Source organism: Candidatus Pristimantibacillus lignocellulolyticus (genome assembly GCA_023639215.1).
Taxonomy (GTDB): Bacteria; Bacillota; Bacilli; order Paenibacillales; family Paenibacillaceae; genus Pristimantibacillus; species Pristimantibacillus lignocellulolyticus.
The window spans coordinates 1,181,210-1,198,823 of the sequence record CP097899.1 but is presented as its reverse complement, the minus strand read 5'-3'; the positions used below and the strand labels follow the sequence as shown (position 1 = coordinate 1,198,823).

The 17,614-nt window shown below is 37.5% G+C and carries 14 protein-coding genes and 1 other annotated feature; of the genes, 11 read left to right on the top strand and 3 right to left on the bottom strand.

The genetic code is table 11. The annotated features are described in order from the left end of the window. Positions 1-44 precede the first annotated feature (44 nt). The 3 genes from NAG76_04900 to rlmN all read left to right on the top strand — a co-directional run bounded on the left by NAG76_04900 (position 45) and on the right by rlmN (position 3,104). On the top strand, positions 45-560 hold the full coding sequence (locus NAG76_04900; GenBank protein URN95585.1) for a sigma-70 family RNA polymerase sigma factor: 516 nt from the start codon (positions 45-47) through the stop codon (positions 558-560). Further along, positions 560-1,873 carry a DUF4179 domain-containing protein gene (locus NAG76_04895; protein ID URN95584.1) on the top strand — a complete coding sequence of 438 codons (1,314 nt, stop codon included), beginning with the start codon at positions 560-562 and terminating at the stop codon, positions 1,871-1,873. The genes NAG76_04900 and NAG76_04895 overlap by 1 nt, the downstream gene beginning before the upstream one ends. Before the next feature lie 166 nt (positions 1,874-2,039). Continuing rightward, entirely contained in the window at positions 2,040-3,104 is a 1,065-nt protein-coding gene (gene rlmN, locus NAG76_04890; GenBank protein ID URN95583.1) for a 23S rRNA (adenine(2503)-C(2))-methyltransferase RlmN, read from the top strand. A 94-nt stretch (positions 3,105-3,198) separates the two neighbouring features. Here the strand turns inward: rlmN and trpS are convergent, their stop codons facing one another. After that, positions 3,199-4,182, bottom strand: a complete 984-nt coding sequence (trpS, locus tag NAG76_04885; protein URN95582.1) for a tryptophan--tRNA ligase — start codon at positions 4,180-4,182, stop codon at positions 3,199-3,201. Positions 4,183-4,241: 59 nt separating this feature from the next. Beyond that, positions 4,242-4,485 (bottom strand) — a binding site (T-box leader). A gap of 152 nt (positions 4,486-4,637) precedes the next feature. On the opposite strand from trpS, the gene NAG76_04880 reads away from it, so the two are divergent. From NAG76_04880 to NAG76_04870, 3 genes are all read left to right on the top strand, one after another. After that, complete coding sequence (locus NAG76_04880) at positions 4,638-5,099, top strand: MarR family transcriptional regulator (GenBank protein URN95581.1); 462 nt, start codon at positions 4,638-4,640, stop codon at positions 5,097-5,099. 111 nt (positions 5,100-5,210) lie between these two features. Beyond that, complete coding sequence (locus NAG76_04875) at positions 5,211-5,822, top strand: alpha/beta hydrolase (GenBank protein URN95580.1); 612 nt, start codon at positions 5,211-5,213, stop codon at positions 5,820-5,822. A 424-nt stretch (positions 5,823-6,246) separates the two neighbouring features. Then, positions 6,247-7,173 (top strand): NAD(P)/FAD-dependent oxidoreductase, encoded by a 927-nt coding sequence (locus NAG76_04870; protein ID URN95579.1) that lies wholly within the window; start codon positions 6,247-6,249, stop codon positions 7,171-7,173. 85 nt (positions 7,174-7,258) lie between these two features. Here NAG76_04870 and NAG76_04865 read toward each other — a convergent pair whose 3' ends face one another. Both NAG76_04865 and NAG76_04860 read right to left on the bottom strand, forming a co-directional pair. After that, positions 7,259-7,825, bottom strand: coding sequence for a carbonic anhydrase (locus tag NAG76_04865; GenBank protein URN95578.1), 567 nt, complete (start codon positions 7,823-7,825; stop codon positions 7,259-7,261). Between the two features lie 225 nt (positions 7,826-8,050). Then, complete coding sequence (locus tag NAG76_04860) at positions 8,051-10,318, bottom strand: ATP-binding protein (GenBank protein URN95577.1); 2,268 nt, start codon at positions 10,316-10,318, stop codon at positions 8,051-8,053. 276 nt (positions 10,319-10,594) lie between these two features. Between NAG76_04860 and NAG76_04855 the strand changes: the two genes are divergently transcribed. The 5 genes from NAG76_04855 to NAG76_04835 all read left to right on the top strand — a co-directional run bounded on the left by NAG76_04855 (position 10,595) and on the right by NAG76_04835 (position 17,557). Continuing rightward, positions 10,595-11,152 (top strand): AAA family ATPase, encoded by a 558-nt coding sequence (locus NAG76_04855; GenBank protein ID URN95576.1) that lies wholly within the window; start codon positions 10,595-10,597, stop codon positions 11,150-11,152. A 280-nt stretch (positions 11,153-11,432) separates the two neighbouring features. Further along, on the top strand, positions 11,433-11,963 hold the full coding sequence (locus NAG76_04850; protein ID URN95575.1) for a YceI family protein: 531 nt from the start codon (positions 11,433-11,435) through the stop codon (positions 11,961-11,963). 569 nt (positions 11,964-12,532) lie between these two features. Further along, complete coding sequence (locus NAG76_04845) at positions 12,533-14,278, top strand: ABC transporter transmembrane domain-containing protein (protein ID URN95574.1); 1,746 nt, start codon at positions 12,533-12,535, stop codon at positions 14,276-14,278. Between the two features lie 57 nt (positions 14,279-14,335). After that, a complete protein-coding gene (locus tag NAG76_04840) occupies positions 14,336-16,303 on the top strand; it encodes an ABC transporter ATP-binding protein/permease (protein ID URN96768.1) in 1,968 nt (655 codons plus the stop codon). 204 nt (positions 16,304-16,507) lie between these two features. Further along, on the top strand, positions 16,508-17,557 hold the full coding sequence (locus tag NAG76_04835; GenBank protein ID URN95573.1) for an asparaginase: 1,050 nt from the start codon (positions 16,508-16,510) through the stop codon (positions 17,555-17,557). The last annotated feature ends 57 nt before the right edge of the window (positions 17,558-17,614 follow it).

The following is a 17,614-nucleotide window of genomic DNA, read 5'->3' as shown; positions in this document are numbered from 1 at the left end:
CTAATACATATAGAGACATACGAAAGAGTCGAGGTGATGAAAATATGGTTAATGATGAGCTTGCTAAATATGCTATAGCGGGAAATGAAGCTGCTTTCGTGGAGTTAATGCAGCAATATGAACAACAGCTATATCGTATTGCTTACAGCTATATGCGTAACGAACATGATGCGCTTGAAGCGATGCAGGAACTTACCTATCGTAGCTTTCGTAATATACGTTCCATTAAAGAACCACAATATATTCGCACTTGGTTAACGAGAATATTAATTAATCTATGTCAAGATATGTTGCGCAAACAGAAGCGGGAAATACCGATTAAACAAGTAGTTGATCAACAATTAGATTATCAATCCCAGCAAGCTACAGAAATAGAGATTCTAGATACACTATCAAGTTTAAGTGAAGAACAACGGGAGCTAATTATGATGAAGTATATCGAAGATCGAAGCAATGTAGATATTGCTCAATCATTGAATATCCCAGAAGGAACAGTGAAATCAAGATTGCATTATGCACTTCGTAAATTGCGGTTATTGTTCAAGGAGGAGGGGATATAATGGAGAACGAAGCATTAGTTAACTACGACCGGTATGCTGAGACACTCGATGGAATTGTTGTTCCGACTGAACAGTTAGCAGCTGCTAGATTAGCAGGGCTACAAAGAGCGAAGCGGGAACGTACTAGAACAAAGCAACTACTATGGGTACGTAATGCAAGCATAGTAATGGGAATACTGATCATCTTCTTCACAAGTATTCGGATATCACCTGTGTTTGCAAGTACTGTAGCGAAAATACCTGGTATGGATCGGGTGGTTGATCTCATTACTTGGGATAAAGGAATCGAAGATATTATGGACCAGCAATATTATGAGCCGTTGAATATTAAAGTAACGAATAATGATTTGACACTAACATTAGACGGTATTATTGCTGATGAATCAGGGATGATTGTATTTTATACATTAGAAGCACCATATGATATTTCTCGATTGAATATGGGTGGAATCAATATATTGCAAAATGGGGAGGCGATGCAAGCTGGTTACGGTTCCTCAGGATTTAGCGCAGTTCCAACTACTATTATTGAAGATAAGATCGAAGTTCATGTGTCTGAACCAATTAGCTATGAAAATGCCAGCTTTAGTCTAGAAATAGATTTTAAGGATGAATATAATACAGAATTCAATATTCCATTCACTTTACAGCAACCCATTGCAGTGACGAAGCATTATGAATTGAACGAAGAGTTCACTATCGATGGTCAACGTCTTACAGTACAGTCGCTAAGTATTTCACCGCTACGTGCACAGGTGAAAATATTGGTTGATGAGCATAATACAATGCAACTACTACAAATTAAAGAAATTAAATTGGTTGATGAGCACGGTGAACAGTGGGGTGGAATACTTAATGGTGTTTCTGGCTGGGGGAACATTCGTGATGGAGAAGTTGGCTATAACATTCAAAGTAACTTCTTCCGCGAACCTGAGCAGTTAACCTTACTACTAGGTAGTATTGAAGCTCTACCTAAAGGAAAGGATTATATTGAGGTTGACTTTGAGAATAATGAGTTACTATATGTACCTGAACAGCTCGATTTGGAATTAGAAGTTATGAACCATCGTTCATTACGGTCGAAGATAATGATTGATGAAGAGTCGACGATTAGTTCTATATTCTCCGGAGGCATCGATGCAGAAGGCAATTCACTTTATTTCAATTCTTCAAGTACTCATTCTAATGAAGAGTATATAGAATCTGTAGACAATTATGATTTGAGTGAAATTGTAAACCCTGTTCGAATTTACGTTTATTCCTACCCATCTTACCTTGATGGTAGCAAAGAAATCTCCATTCCCCTTCAATAGTTGAAGGGGTTATTTCTTGTCCTGAACTTACTACTTGTATTGTCGTGCTAATTTTGGGAAAATAGAAAGCAGAATATATACGACAATAGAGGAACTTATCATAGCACCACGAGCAGTAAAGAGTTTTACGTTGATGATGTGATAGGTGAAAAGAGGATATAGCGAGATGAAAGTATCAATATATGGATTAACATTTGACCAATTAGTGGAGTGGCTAGAAGAACGTGGTCATAAGCGTTCTCGTGCCCTTCATGTATGGCGTGCATTGTATCGAAATCGTGTTCGTTCGTTTGCAGACATGACAGAAGTGAACAGTGCGACAGTAGAACTGCTAGAACAGCATTTCATATTTGAGACGTTAACTGAGCATACACGTCAACAATCACAAGATGGTACGGTGAAATTTCTGTTCCAACTTGCTGATGGTAATCTGATCGAAACGGTGCTTATGCGCCATAAGTTCGGTCTATCGGTTTGTGTGACGACTCAAGTAGGTTGTAATATCGGTTGTAGTTTCTGTGCGAGTGGATTAATTGCAAAAAGCCGCGATCTAACGAGTGCGGAAATTACCGAGCAAATAATGCAAGTTCAATTTTTCTTAGATGGTCATGCTAAAAATGAGAAAGTTAGCCATATCGTTGTAATGGGGATTGGTGAGCCATTCGATAACTTCATACACATGTCTAATTTCGTTCGTACAGTGAAGGATCATAATGGTCTTGCGATTGGCCCACGTCATATTACAGTATCGACAAGTGGTATTGTGAATAAGTTTAAAGAATTTACAGACAGTGATCTAGGTGTTAACTTAGCGATCTCTCTACATGCGCCGAACAATGAGCTTCGCTCACGCATTATGAAGATCAATAAGGCTTATCCACTAGAGAAGCTAATGCCTGCGATTGATTATTACTTGAATAATTCTAATCGCCGTGCAACGATTGAATATATACTGTTGAAACATGTAAATGATCAGCCAGAACATGCGCTTGAACTTGCTGAATTAATGATGCCACGTAAAGATTTAGTGAATGTGAACTTAATTCCATATAACCCAGTAGATGAGCATAGTCAGTATCAACGCAGTGAGCAAGATGATATTCGAGCTTTCTACGATGTGTTGAAGAAGCAAGGAATTAGCGTTAGTGTTCGTCTGGAGCATGGTGCTGATATCGATGCAGCATGTGGACAATTACGAAGCAAGCAGCTAGATAAAGCATCGAACAATTAATAGTTGAAAACAATAATAGGCTCGCTTGAAAGTAATTTACTTTCGAGCGAGCCTATTTATGATGCTTAAGTAGATGTACTGTTAAAATCCTCGATTACAATACAAGGAAGCCCATGTTTTGTTTCGCTTTAGTAAGTGTCTCATTTGCTACTGCAGATGCACGCTCTGCTCCATCACGAAGGATGGCGTCAAGCTCAGCAGAGTTGACGATATCATGGAATTTTTGTTGAATCGGCTCAAGTTTACTAATAACAACTTCAGCAATTTCTTTCTTGAAGTTACCATAGCCTTGACCTTCGAAATGTTTCTCAACCGCTGGAATATCCATACCAGAGAATACAGAATAGATTTCGATTAAGTTACTTACAGCAGGCTTATTCTCCCAGTCATAGCGAACAGACATATCGGAGTCTGTTACAGCACGTGAGAATTTTTTGCGTATAACAGCAGGCTCATCTAGCATAAGAATGTAGCTACTTATATTCGGATTAGATTTGCTCATTTTACTGGAAGGATCGTCTAGTCCCATAATACGAGCGCCAGTTTCTTGAATAATTGGTTCAGGAACGATGAATGTTTCACCATAACGATTGTTGAAACGATTAGCTAAGTCACGCGTTAACTCAACATGTTGCTTCTGATCGTCACCTACTGGAACATGAGTCGCTTGATATAATAAAATATCAGCGGCCATTAGTGCTGGATAAGTGAATAGTGCAGAACTTACTACGTCTTTACCATCGGATTTATCTTTGAATTGCGTCATACGGCTAAGTTCACCAAAGTGAGCTTGTGTCTCCATTAACCATCCAAGCTCAGCATGTGCTGATACTTGAGATTGTAGAAAGATTGCTGAACGCTTAGGGTCAATTCCTGCAGCAACATAAAGAGCAGCCAATTCACGAGATCGTTGACGAAGTTCTTTTGGATCTTGATATACGGTAATCGCGTGTAGATCAGGAATGAAGTAGAAGCAATCGAATTGTTCTTGGTTAAGAACGAATTGGCTTAAAGCGCCAGAATAACCGCCAATATTAAGTTCCCCACTAGGTTTAATACCAGATAAAATACGTTTCATATACAAACACCCTACCTTCTCTTTAATTTAAAAACAAAAAAAGCTCCGCCCCTTAAAACATAAGGGACGAAGCGTTATACTCCGCGGTACCACCCAAATTCGATTATACAATCGCACTTGATAGCTCAATAACGGTGAGCTCCGTCAATGCCTACTAATGCCAATCATCTCTAAAACGATGTGCATGTTCGGGTTGAGGCGAAGAGACCCATTCATCTACAGGCATGTGCCGAACTTTTCACCAGTTATCGGCTCGCTAAAGACATGCAAATTTAGACTACTATTTCTCTTCCTTGCTGTTTAATATATAATTTATAATAGCATACTTATTAATATTGAATAAGTCAAGTTAACAAGTGATGGATTACTTGGTATCATATGCTAACTAGGATGATTGACATCGATTCGTTAACATGTTATCTTAAAATTAAGATAATTTGAAAAGGGGCATAACGATGAGCGAAACAAAGCGTTATGAACAAGTGGAAGATGCTTTAGAACTATATATTGCATTATCACGTGCTAACCAATGGGTAAGTTCCCATGGAGATCGTGATATTAGAGCGCATGGCTTGAATCGTACGGAGTTCGGAGTATTAGAATTACTGTATCATAAAGGCCCACAACCATTACAACAAATTGGCAATAAAGTATTGATGAGTAGCGGTAATATTACGTACGTCATCGACAAATTAGAAAAAAAGCAGCTGGTACGACGTAGAGTATCCACAGAAGATCGTCGCTTAATCTATGCAGAAGTGACAGATGCAGGTTCGGAGTTTATTGAGGAAGTGTTTCCGACTCATGGGTGTGTTATTCATGATGCTGTGGCAGGATTAACAGTAGAAGAACAGCGTCAAGCTACGAGTTTACTAAAAAAACTCGGGAAATTTGCAGAAGAAAGTTATAAGGGGTAGTTCCTTGTAGCTTAATCTCTCATATCTTAATGCTGAGATATCATTGTGATGAATGTAATTTAAGGCTTAAAGGGACAATGAATGTAATATTAAAAAGTGGAGGGAATTGTAATGAAACATATTTATGAAGCGGGAACTGAAAAAGATGGTCAAGTGCTTTTGCTATTGCATGGTACTGGTGGAGATGAGAATGATCTAATCCCACTTGCACGTACTGTAGATCCGGGTGCAGCAATACTTAGTGTAAGAGGTAACATCCTTGAAAATGGTATGCCACGTTTCTTCCGTCGTCTTGCTGAGGGAGTGTTTGATGAACCAGATCTTATTTTCCGTACTCAAGAACTTAAGCAATTTATCGACGATGCAGCTGTTCAATATGGCTTTGATCGCAACAAAGTAGTAGCACTGGGATATTCTAATGGTGCAAATATTGCAGCGAGTATGTTGTTCCATTATGCTGATGTTTTGCAAGGAGCAATTATGCACCATCCGATGGTGCCACTTCGCAGTATCGAATTGCCGAAGCTTACTGGCGTAGCTTGCTTTATTGGAGCAGGTGAGAACGATCCGATTTGTACACCAGCTGAGTCGAATGAGCTAAAATCATTACTAAGTGAAGCTGGCGCTGATGTGCAAATTCATTGGGAACGTCATGGTCACCAACTATCTCGTACAGAGGTTGAAGCAGCGAAAGTATGGTATGAAGCTCAATTCAAATCATAAACATCAGTTGATGTGCTTACTACAGTAAGCGCATCATGAGGGGATATTCCAAAGGTCATTTGCGTAATGACTGAAGGAGTATCCTCTTTTTGCGACTAAGTCAATGTATGAATAAGCATGATTACAATAAACCTCAAAAATGATGTCCAAAAGTCTCTTCGGCATGCCGAATCCGATAATAGACCTAAAAAATGAAGCCTAATAGTCCCTTCGGCACGCCGAACCCCACAATAAACCTCAAAAATGAAGCCTAGTAGTCACTTCAGCACGCCTTACTCCACATCCCATTAACTCAAACAGTGTACCTACTTCACGTATTATTTACTCTGCTGCTAAATTAATTATTGTTTCTTAACGAAACGTAAAGCATGCCTACCCAATTTACAACATATGATGTGTTAACAAAGATTAGGATGTGATCGGGATGATATGTGCTGTCATTGGTGGTGGACCAGCTGGATTAAATGCCGCGTTATTGCTTGCTCGGTCTAGACATAAAGTTTATCTCTTTGACAATGCCAAACCTCGTAATGCTGTAACAGAAGCGATGCATGGCTTTATTACACGCGAGGGGATGTCCCCTCTCAAATTTCGCAAATTAGCACAGCAAGAATTGGAGCAATTCAAACATGTGAAGCAGTATCAAGCGACGATTACTGAAATTAAGCGTAGCAATAATGGAACATTTACGATAACAACATCTCAAGGCAAGAAATTTCAAGTGAATAAAATATTACTTGCTACAGGATTGCAAGAATCATTACCACCAATTCGCAACATTTCCCGCTTTTACGGGAGTTCAGTGTTCAGTTGCCCTTATTGCGATGGTTATGAATTACGAGATCAGGCGTTAGCTGTATTCACAGAAGCTAATAATGTAATTTCTCTTGCAGTGACACTGCAACAGTGGAGCAAACGAATATTTGTATTTACGAATGGAAAATACAAATTAACGACCTCAGAAAAAGACATCTTGAAGGCGATGGATATTTCAATTTACGAACAACCAATCGTTCAATTAGTTGGGCAAAAAGGGAAATTGCAAGGAGTATTACTTAAGGATGGTAGCAAAGTTAACTGTACGGGCGGATTTGTCTCAACTTATTGGAGACATGCCGGAACATTAGCCTCGCAACTAGGTTGTAAATTAACAGACCAGGGCGGGATATGGCAAGATGGTAAAGGGAGAACTAGCGCTCAAGGTGTCTATGTAGCAGGGGATATGGCCCATATATCACCAGCTCAAGCAGTTATTGCGGCCGGTGATGGTGTAAAAGCTGCAATAAGTATGAATCAAGATTCAGCTCAACAACGCTTAACAAAAGTTCAGACGATGATTAGAAAGCAATAGCATAAAAATAAAAAAGGCATTCTCATGTTAATCAGGTTATAAGATATGCCTGAAAAGCACGAGAATGCCTTGTTATTCAATTCATCTATTCACGATAATCTTCTACTAGTAATTCAAGCTTGCCTGTCTCTGGGTCCATAATAAAGCCGTGTACTGGTACAGCTTTAGGGAATAATGGATGATTGCGAATCATTTTTACACTATGCATAACGCCGTGCTCGGGAGCAGTGAAGCCGCGTAAAAACTTCTCCATACGAATACCTGAACGTTCCAGCGTTTCTATTACTAACGGATCTACTCCGCCTTGTTCAACAATTTTATTAACTAAGCCCTTACTATCGAGATTTGTCATACCGCAACCATGGTGTCCGATAACGACAACTTCCTCTGCATGTAATTCATATACCGCAACAAGAATACTGCGCATAGCTGAACCAAAAGGTTGCGTTAATACTGCACCAGCATTTTTGATGAATTTGGCATCGCCATTGCGAAGATTTAAGGCTTTTGGTAATAGTTCCATTAGTCTTGTATCCATGCATGTCAAAATCGCAATTTTTTTCTCAGGATACTTGTCCGTTAAGTATTTTTCATACTCTTTGTCCTCTACGAATGTCTTATTGAACTCCATAAAATTTTTCACAATACTCATGTGTATTCCTCCTACAACTGTTCATGCTTTCGGTGCATAACTTGTTAGATAATATTAACTTTGAAAGCTTATCTGACTTAAATTCGATTCATAATTGAACCCGATAATACTTATTATTCTCTTATTTTCATTACAAGTCAAATGGTCTTATTTATAGATAAAGTAAAGAGACAAACAGAAAAGCATAATTTGCCTCAATTTTAATACTGACATAGCGGGATATTATTACAATTTTAACGCTGGTAGCACAATCGTTGCTGTAGTACCAACTCCTACTTTGCTTGTAAAGGTAATTGTGCCTTGATGATTTGCAATGATTTGTTGTGAGACAAGCAATCCTAAACCATTACCATCTTTTTTATTAGTATAGAAAGGTTCAAAGAGATGGTTTAATGATTCTTCTGATACGCCTACTCCATTATCGGTTATCGTAATCTGTACATGTTGATCTTGTTTACAAATGCCGATCTCCAGAATACCATCTTCACTCATTGCTTCTACGCTGTTTTTAATAAGGTTGACGAACATCTGTTTCAGATTGCCTTCCACACCATTAATTAGCGGAACGTCCTCATCAATACGTGACTTTACAGTTACATGCTCCATCGTTCCTGATGAAGTCATTAACAGTAAAATATCATTAATTAGTTGCACAATATTGGTAGGTTGTAAATTGCTAATTTGAGGTTTTGACATGACTAGAAACTGACCGACGATATGATTCATATGATCAATTTCTTTCATGACAAGATCCATATGATTTTCAGGCAATAGTCCTTTTTTATAATTGATTTTCAAAAATCCTTGAACAGTCGTAAGTGGATTTCTAATTTCATGAGCAATACTCGCGGCTAGCTGTCCGATAGCTGAAAGTTTCTCGTTTTTAAGAAGTAACTCTTCCGTTTGCTTACGAGCAGTAATATTACGTGTAATCGATGCTATCGCTATAATTAGCCCATTCTCATCGCGAATCCCAGACAGTGACATACTGACATCAATCGGAAAATTAGATTTCGTATACATAATAGTTTCATAGCTCGTTACGGCATTGCCTTCAATGACCTGTTCAATTAACTGTTCATAACTCACTCGATCTTGTAATGAAAGGTTAGAAAGCGGATGTCCCACTAGTTCATCACTGTTCCATTCAAACATATTTTCAAAGGCATCGTTGACCTGCATAATTATGTTATTCAAATCAGCAATATGAACAGCATCTGTTGTATGTTTGAAAAAAGACTCAAGATATTGTTTTGTATTCGTTAACTCAATATTTGTTTGTTTTAATTCATTCGTATAGCGTGACAAGTTATTACCCATCGTATTCACTTGACTAGCTAGCAGTCCAAACTCATCAGAGCTATTATGGACAAGTGAAGTATGGAACTGGTTCATGGAAATTGCATTTACTTTGAACATTATTTTAGTTAATGGAGAAGTAAGTAACTCCGCAATAATATAACTTCCCACTATAGCGATAAGTAGAAGAATAATTGCAATAATAATATGATCAATTAACTGCTTATGTGTGTCGGCCATCAATGTATTCTTGTCAATGACAATTCCAATAACGTAAGGTTCAAAATCTTCTATTGGGATAAAAGTTCGTGTTAGTGAAGAACCGCCAAATTTGAAATCGGAAGTAACAAACTTATCTTCGTTTAAGGCAAGATGTACGGATTCAATGTCAGACTTTATATTTGCAAAATTATAAGAACCGAATGAAACATCACGTACGTCTAAATTGTAAACAGGCTTGCCTTGTTTTAACTTAATTATTTTTTCTTTTCCAAAGAAAGTTGGATTAAAGGCAGTTATTTCTAATATCGCATCGTTTTCAGCCAATAACTGAGCTATTACGCGATCGGTTCCGCCGATATATCCGTGGGTGAAAGATTTATCCGTATTTAACATCGTATTAATCATGTAATTGGTTTTGCCAGTATAGTAATATCCCCATTTATTAACTTTTGAAGGATCGGTTACTGCAAAATTAATAGGCCCTGCATAGAAATTAGTAGATCGTTCTCCTTGAGCGACCGTGACAGGACGTAAATTTATTACATCTTTTAAAGCTACATCCCAATAATCCCATGATTTAGATCGTAAATTAACTTCATTAGGATTAGATGAACGTACACTTACTAATTCTTCTTCTTCCTTAATCCAAAGTGTAATATCATCAAGATCTAGCCGTTTTTTTAATTCTTCTAGTTGTTCTGTCGTTACATTCGCAATATCAGGGTCAAGTATTTCCTCTACCGTTTGTGCTGATGATTTCAATCGCTTTGCAAGTTCTTGTTCAATACTGCGATTTGTAGAATCAATTAAATTAATTGTAATGGCAAGTTGGTTGGCAATGGTTACTACTTGTTGTTCAACATTGTTTTCTTGAACTCGAATAGCATTAATTTGCGAAAATACAACATTCAATACAAGTATGAAAAGCACAATAAGAGAGATGGAAAATGATAGCTTTGAACGGATAGACATGCAGATCCCTCCATTACGCATTTGTATTCTATATTAATTATACTAATTAGACAAATTTCGACAAAATCCTTCTTAATTCCTAGTGCTTAAGTATAAATTAACAGTGATCACATTGACAATAGGTTAACAACGAATTAATTATTAGATTATTGTATGAAATGCTAAATATTAGTTATATTTAGAATGTATCTGCAAGATTACGTGTAAGAAGTTATGGTAATCTTCCTTATATCAGCTGTGATGCTATATTCAAATATATTCCAAGGGGGTAATGTCGTGAAGTTTGTTATTATATTTGGTCCGCAGGCAGTAGGTAAAATGACAGTGGGACATGAACTGGAAAAGTTAACTGAATTAAAATTATTTCACAACCATACTACGATTGAAATGTTGGCTCCCTATTTTGGTTTTAGTAGTGAAATGTGGGGATTAGTGAATAAATTTCGCCAAGACATTTTTGAAGTAGCTGCTACCAGTGATATGTATGGAATGATATTCACTTATGTATGGGGTTTCGATTTGCAGACTGATTGGGATTATGTCGATAAAGTTTGTAAAATATTTGAGGATAAAGACGGTGAAGTTTTTTTAGTGGAGCTTGAAGCCGACCTTGAGGAGCGAATCGAGCGTAACAAAACTCCTCATAGACTTGAACATAAACCAACAAAGAGAGATATTGCTCGCTCTGAACAGGAGTTAAAACGGACGATGGAGTTACATCGATTGAACTCGTACGAGGGAGAAATTAGACGGAAAAATTACATCAAAATTAACAATACGAAATTAACTGCTTTTGAAGTTGCTGATATCATTAAAAATAAATATAAATTGTAAATATTATTGTAGTCTTCTATATAATCTGAATTATGTTTATGAATTACCACCTTATCCAATAAGGTGGTAATTTATTTTGTCGTTAATCAACCGATGTAAAAAACAGTTCATATCATGATCAACAAGAACTAGTGTACAAATAATTTTTCTGTAATTTTTTGTACAACTTGCATTTTTTACAAAAAAAGTGTTGACAATTTTGCGAACAAGAAATAACATAAGGTTATAAACTTTATTTAAGTAAGTAAATATAAAATATATATAAATGGAGGAATTTATTATGACGACATCCAAATGGTTATTAGACGCATCGCATAGTGTAGTTGAATTTTCAGTTAAACATCTTATGATTGCAAAGGTTAGAGGTTTATTCCATACTTTCGATGCAAATATCGAAGCTGATCTTAATGATCTATCTACTGCAACAATTGCAGTGAATATTGATCTTGCAAGTGTTGATACACGCAATGAAGATCGTGATAATCACTTGAAATCCGCAGATTTCTTTGATGTTGAGAACAGCCCAAGCTTGAATTTCGTAGCGACATCCATTAAAGCTGCGGGTGCTGATGAGTATACATTAGTTGGTAACGTAACACTTCATGGTGTAACGAAAGAAGAGTCGTTCAAAGTAACGTTTGAAGGTGCTTCAACTGATCCTTGGGGCAATGAAAAAGCAGGCTTTAGCGCAACAGGTTCATTGAAACGTAGCGATTATGGACTAACATACAATGCTGCTCTAGAAACTGGTGGCGTATTAATCGGAGACGATATTAAAATCAACATCGAATTCGAATTACAAAAAGCATAATATCCTTTCATAATAAATTTATTCAAAATAGTTGAACATAATAAAAATGCTTTATCATCATCGATGATGAAGCATTTTTTGCGTTATTCTTGATTTGAAGCTGTTTAATTTACCGGCATAACATAGTAATTTATTGCATAATGTAGAAATGTGGCCAGTGACTGTAATTGCCGATTAGCCCACAGTTGTAGCAAATATTCACCGGAGTGTATTAAAAAAAGAATTGACAACTAGGTTTTTACAATGATATTGTGTTAGCATATCACAAAAAATGGAAAGGGGGTTACGTATCATGAAGATCGATTTTACTACAGTTGGTATCAATGTTGGAATTCATAATAACGATAACGTAATCCGCGCCCATAGAGCTATATTCATTTAGCAATTTACGGCGCATGATTACGAATCGTAGTCATGCGCCTTTTCATTATCATATAAGTAAGCGATGTTATTGCCATTACGGAAATGCTCACTTACTAGGATGAAGAAGCATGCCTACGAACGATAGGCATGCTTTTTTTTGTGCCTATACAGTATTAAAACTGCATATGAGGGGTTGTATATACACGATGTTAAGTGTACTGAAAAAACTAAGATGGTTTTTTAAATTAGAATGGAAACGATATACGCTCGCAATCGGGCTATTATTTCTAACGGGAATACTCGATCTGATCCCACCATGGTTAATCGGTGAGGTCATCGATGGTATTCAGCAACAATTATTCTCAAGTCGAGAGTTCCAACTCATGATAGTGTTTTGGGTTGTCATTACGATTGTAAGTTATGCGATTACGTATGTTTGGTTTAACAAATTATTTGGTGCCTCTTTCGTACTTGAGAGAATACTACGCACGAAATTAATGGGACATTTCTTGCGGATGAAGCCTACATTTTATGAACGTAATCGTACTGGTGATCTAATGGCAAGAGCAACGAATGATTTAGGTGCAGTGTCTAACACTGCTGGCTTTGGGATATTAACGTTGTTTGATTCAACTATTTTTATGATTTGTATTGTCGCTGTAATGAGTTTCATGATTAGTTGGAAATTAACGCTAGCGGCATTGTTGCCTCTTCCGCTTATTGCCGTTGTATTATCTATTTTTGGTAAAATTATTCACCAACGGTTTATGGCTGCACAGGACTCTTTCGGTGAATTGAATGATGATGTGTTAGAAGCCGTTTCAGGTGTACGTGTTATCCGAGCATTTGTCCAAGAGGAAGCAAGCAAAGAGAAGTTCCGTAAAAAAACGTTAGAAGTGTTACAACGTAATTTAGCAGTTGTGAAAATTGAAGCGTTGTTTGAACCAACGATGAAAATACTCGTTGGACTTAGTTACTTAATTGGTGTTGGATATGGTGCTTATCTCGTATTCAACAGTGAATTGACGCTTGGTGAGCTAGTTACTTTCAATATGTTTCTAGGTATGTTGATTTGGCCAATGATCGCGATGGGCGAACTCATCAATATTATGCAGCGTGGTAATGCTTCACTAGATCGTGTATCTGAAACGTTAGATTATGAAGCGGATGTAGCTAATAAGGAGAAGACAGCGGACAATCATGTTCCTTCGAAAGTTCAATTCCAAGATTATCAATTCCAATATCCGACTTCGGAGAAGGTTAATCTTAGTCAGTTAAATATCTCAATTAAGCAAGGTCAAACATTAGGAATTGTCGGAAAGACCGGCAGTGGTAAAACAACAATTTTGAAGCAACTATTAAGAGAATATCCAATGGGCTCTGGTCAGGTTAAGCTAGGAAATCATCGATTAGATGATTTATCTCTTGAAGATGCATTAGGTTATATGGGATATGTACCGCAGCAACCTGTTTTATTCTCACGTTCTATTCGAGATAATATTCTATTTGGTGATGAGCATGCAACGGAAGCTCAGCTTCAGCAAGCGCTAGAAAGAGCGTCATTTGCCAAAGATATTCACTTCTTACCAAATGGTCTAGATACGATGGTGGGAGAGCGTGGAGTTGCATTATCTGGTGGGCAGAAGCAACGTGTAAGCATTGCGCGTGCATTAATTGCCAATCCAGAAATTCTTATGCTTGATGACGCATTATCTGCTGTGGATGCGAAGACTGAGATGGAAATCATTGATGGTATCAAACTTGAGCGTCAACAGAAAACAACAATCATTACGACGCATCGTCTATCTGCAGTTCAACATGCCGATTGGATTATTGTATTAGATGAAGGTGTAGTTATTGAACAGGGAACACATGATCAGTTACTAGCGCGAGAAGGCTGGTACAAAGAACAGTATGATCGCCAACAAATTGAACTAGAGCTTAGCTCGTAGCAGTCAGAGAGGTGAATTGGATAGATGAGTAACAATATAGAACAAGAAACAATAGAAATGCAAGATACAAGCAAATCAAGCTTGACGGGAAAGCGATTATTTCAATACGGGATGCTTTATAAAACTAATATTATCATTGCACTAGTATTTCTAATTATCGCGGTTAGTGCGGAAGTAGTTGGACCAATTATTGCGAAAAATATGATCGATAATCATATTACAGGCATTAATCAAACTTGGTACTATGTAGATGAAGACACACCTGAAGCCGTTTCCTATCAGAATAAATACTTACTCCGTGGGGATCGAGTTACCGATGAAACAACGTATGGTGCAATTAACTTTGAACAAAAGGGATTAACGTTCTATTTATTAGAAGAAGGTTCCCCTGAGGGAGAGAAAGTATTATTAACAAAGGAAGAAGTGTATCAGTTTTACAAGTATGAAATACCTTACATTATTAAGTTATCAGCATTCTATCTTGCATTACTAATAATTTCAGCAATCTTCGTTTATTTCCAACGCATTATGTTGCAAACAGCAGCGAATAAGATTGTCCAAAAACTACGTAATGACGTATATGCTCATACTCAGCGTTTACCTGTAAAGTATTACGATCATTTGTCAGCAGGGCAAATCGTCTCGCGAGTAACGAATGATACCGAAGCCATTCGTGAACTATATGTCGGTGTAATTGCTAATTTCAGTACAGGATTTATTTATATTAGTGCTATTTATATTTCTATATTCGTTCTGAATCCGACACTGGGTCTTATTACATTGCCATTGATTCCAGCATTATTGGCATGGATATATGTGTATCGCAAATTCGCAGCGCGCTACAACCGCGTTTTAAGAGCTAAATTAAGTGAGATTAATGGTAATATTAATGAATCGATTCAAGGAATGTCAATCATTCAAGCGTTCCGTAAAGAGAAAGCGATGGGGCAAGAATTTGATGAATTGAATCAGTATTATTTCAAATATCAGAAAAAAATGCTTAGCTTAAATTCATTAACGTCTCATAACTTATTAAACGTATTCCGGAACATTATCTACATCGTCATAATTATTATGTTTTGGAAAGGTCAATTAGGGGCAGCAATTACTGTAGGTTTACTGTTTGCTTATATTGATTATTTGAATCGTATGTTTAATCCGATCGTAGGTATCGTCAATCAACTTTCTAATCTCGAAGTAGCTAGAGTGTCTGCGGAGCGAGTATTCAAGCTAATGGATGAGCCAGGAATTGATGTTGATAAGGAGAAAATGGCTCGTTACCGCGGTAATGTGAAATTCAATCATGTTACATTTGCCTATAAGGATGAAGAATACGTATTGAAAGATATTGACTTTGAAGCCAAACAAGGGGAGACGGTCGCTTTAGTCGGTCATACAGGGTCGGGCAAAAGTTCCATATTGAATCTCTTGTTCCGGTTCTATGATATCGAGAAGGGTCATATTTCTATTGATGGTGTAGATATTAGTCAATATTCCAAACAACAAATACGTGAGCATATGGGGATTGTATTGCAAGATCCTTTCTTATTTACAGGTACGATTGCAACGAATGTAAGTTTGAACAATCCTGATATCTCAAGAGAGCGTGTCGAACAGGCGCTGAAAGAAGTCGGCGCATATGAAATGTTTATGCAATTGCCTCAAGGGATCGACACGGAGGTTGTTGAGAAAGGGAGTACGTTATCTGCTGGCCAGAGACAGCTCATCTCATTTGCAAGAGCACTAGCATATGATCCAGCCATACTCATTCTTGACGAAGCAACTGCTAGTATTGATACAGAGACAGAGGCTGTTATACAAGCGGCGCTAGATGTATTAAAACGTGGTCGTACGACATTCGTCATTGCCCATCGTTTATCTACTATTCGTGCTGCCGATCAGATATTAGTTCTAGATCGTGGTGTAATTGTGGAGCGTGGCAATCATGATGTTCTAATGGATAAGCAAGGAAAGTACTACCTCATGTATCAGCTTCAAGCTGGCGGAGTTGCTGTAACGATATAGTCCTCGCTACTTGTTGTAGAAATAGAAGATGCCGTATGTACATTCAATGTATATACGGCATCTTTTTGTTAGCAATTGCGATAATTAAGTCGCTTTGTAATATCGTATAGATATGCTACCATTATGTTGGTATGTTATTAAATAAAATATCGTTCCTAATAGGACATGTCATTAATTATTGTTAATAGTAAAGAGGGATATATGATGAAGAACATTATGGTTGTATTTACAGGTGGAACGATCGGAAGTATGAAGCAAGGAAGTAGCATTGATGTTAATGGTGCAGGCTCATATATGATTATCGATCTATTCCAGGAAAAATATAAATCATCGTCGACCTTTGAGACGATGCAACCACTGAATATTTTGAGTGAAAATCTAGTAGCTGATCAATGGATTAACTTAGCTGAGCAGTTACGTGCGATAGATTACTCTTCAATAGATGCCATAATATTAACACATGGCTCTGATACACTAGCGTATTCCGCAGCGATGCTAAGTTACTTGCTTAGCGACATCCCAGTGCCACTTATTCTTATTGCGAGTAATTATCATCTTAATGATGAACGTGCCAATGGTTTGCGTAATTTCAATAATGCTGTTCGTTGGATTGAAGAAGGTGCAAGTCCTGGTATCTTTGTCGTATACGAAAATAATCGTAGTGAAAGCATATTATATCTAGGTTCAAGAATCATGCAATGTGAAGCATTTACTGATCAATTCCGTAGCCCATATGACATGGTGTTAGGTAGATTAGAAGATGGAGTCGTACAGATGGCAGAACAGTCTAATAGTTTAACGGTAAGTGATATTAGACCAGCAGCTCATCCGATTCTTGAACAAATACAGCAATTAGATACGTTAGTTACCGATATTCTATATGTGAAGCCATATCCTGGGTTGAATTATGAACTATACTCGTGGTCATCTAATCGTCGTCCGACTGCGATACTTCATGATCTATATCATTCAGGAACTGCGTGTGCACTAACAGAAGGTCCATATTCGTTACCAGAGTTTATTGCCCGTTGTAAGAAAGACAACATTACAGTCTATCTTTGCCCTGTGAAGTCGGCAGAAGAGGCACAGTATGCATCTACAGCAGCTCTTATCGAAGCGGGAGCGGTCTTACTTGAGAAGATAGGTATAGAAGCTGCCTTTACGAAGCTTATGATCGCCTATTCCCTATTCCGTTCAGAACAAGAAGTTCAAGACTTCTTACTGAAGGATCAATTATATTTTGAGCGACATTGAGTTGCGAGGTATGCTAAGGTAAAGTCACAAGTGTTCAGTAACTAATAAAAAAAGGCC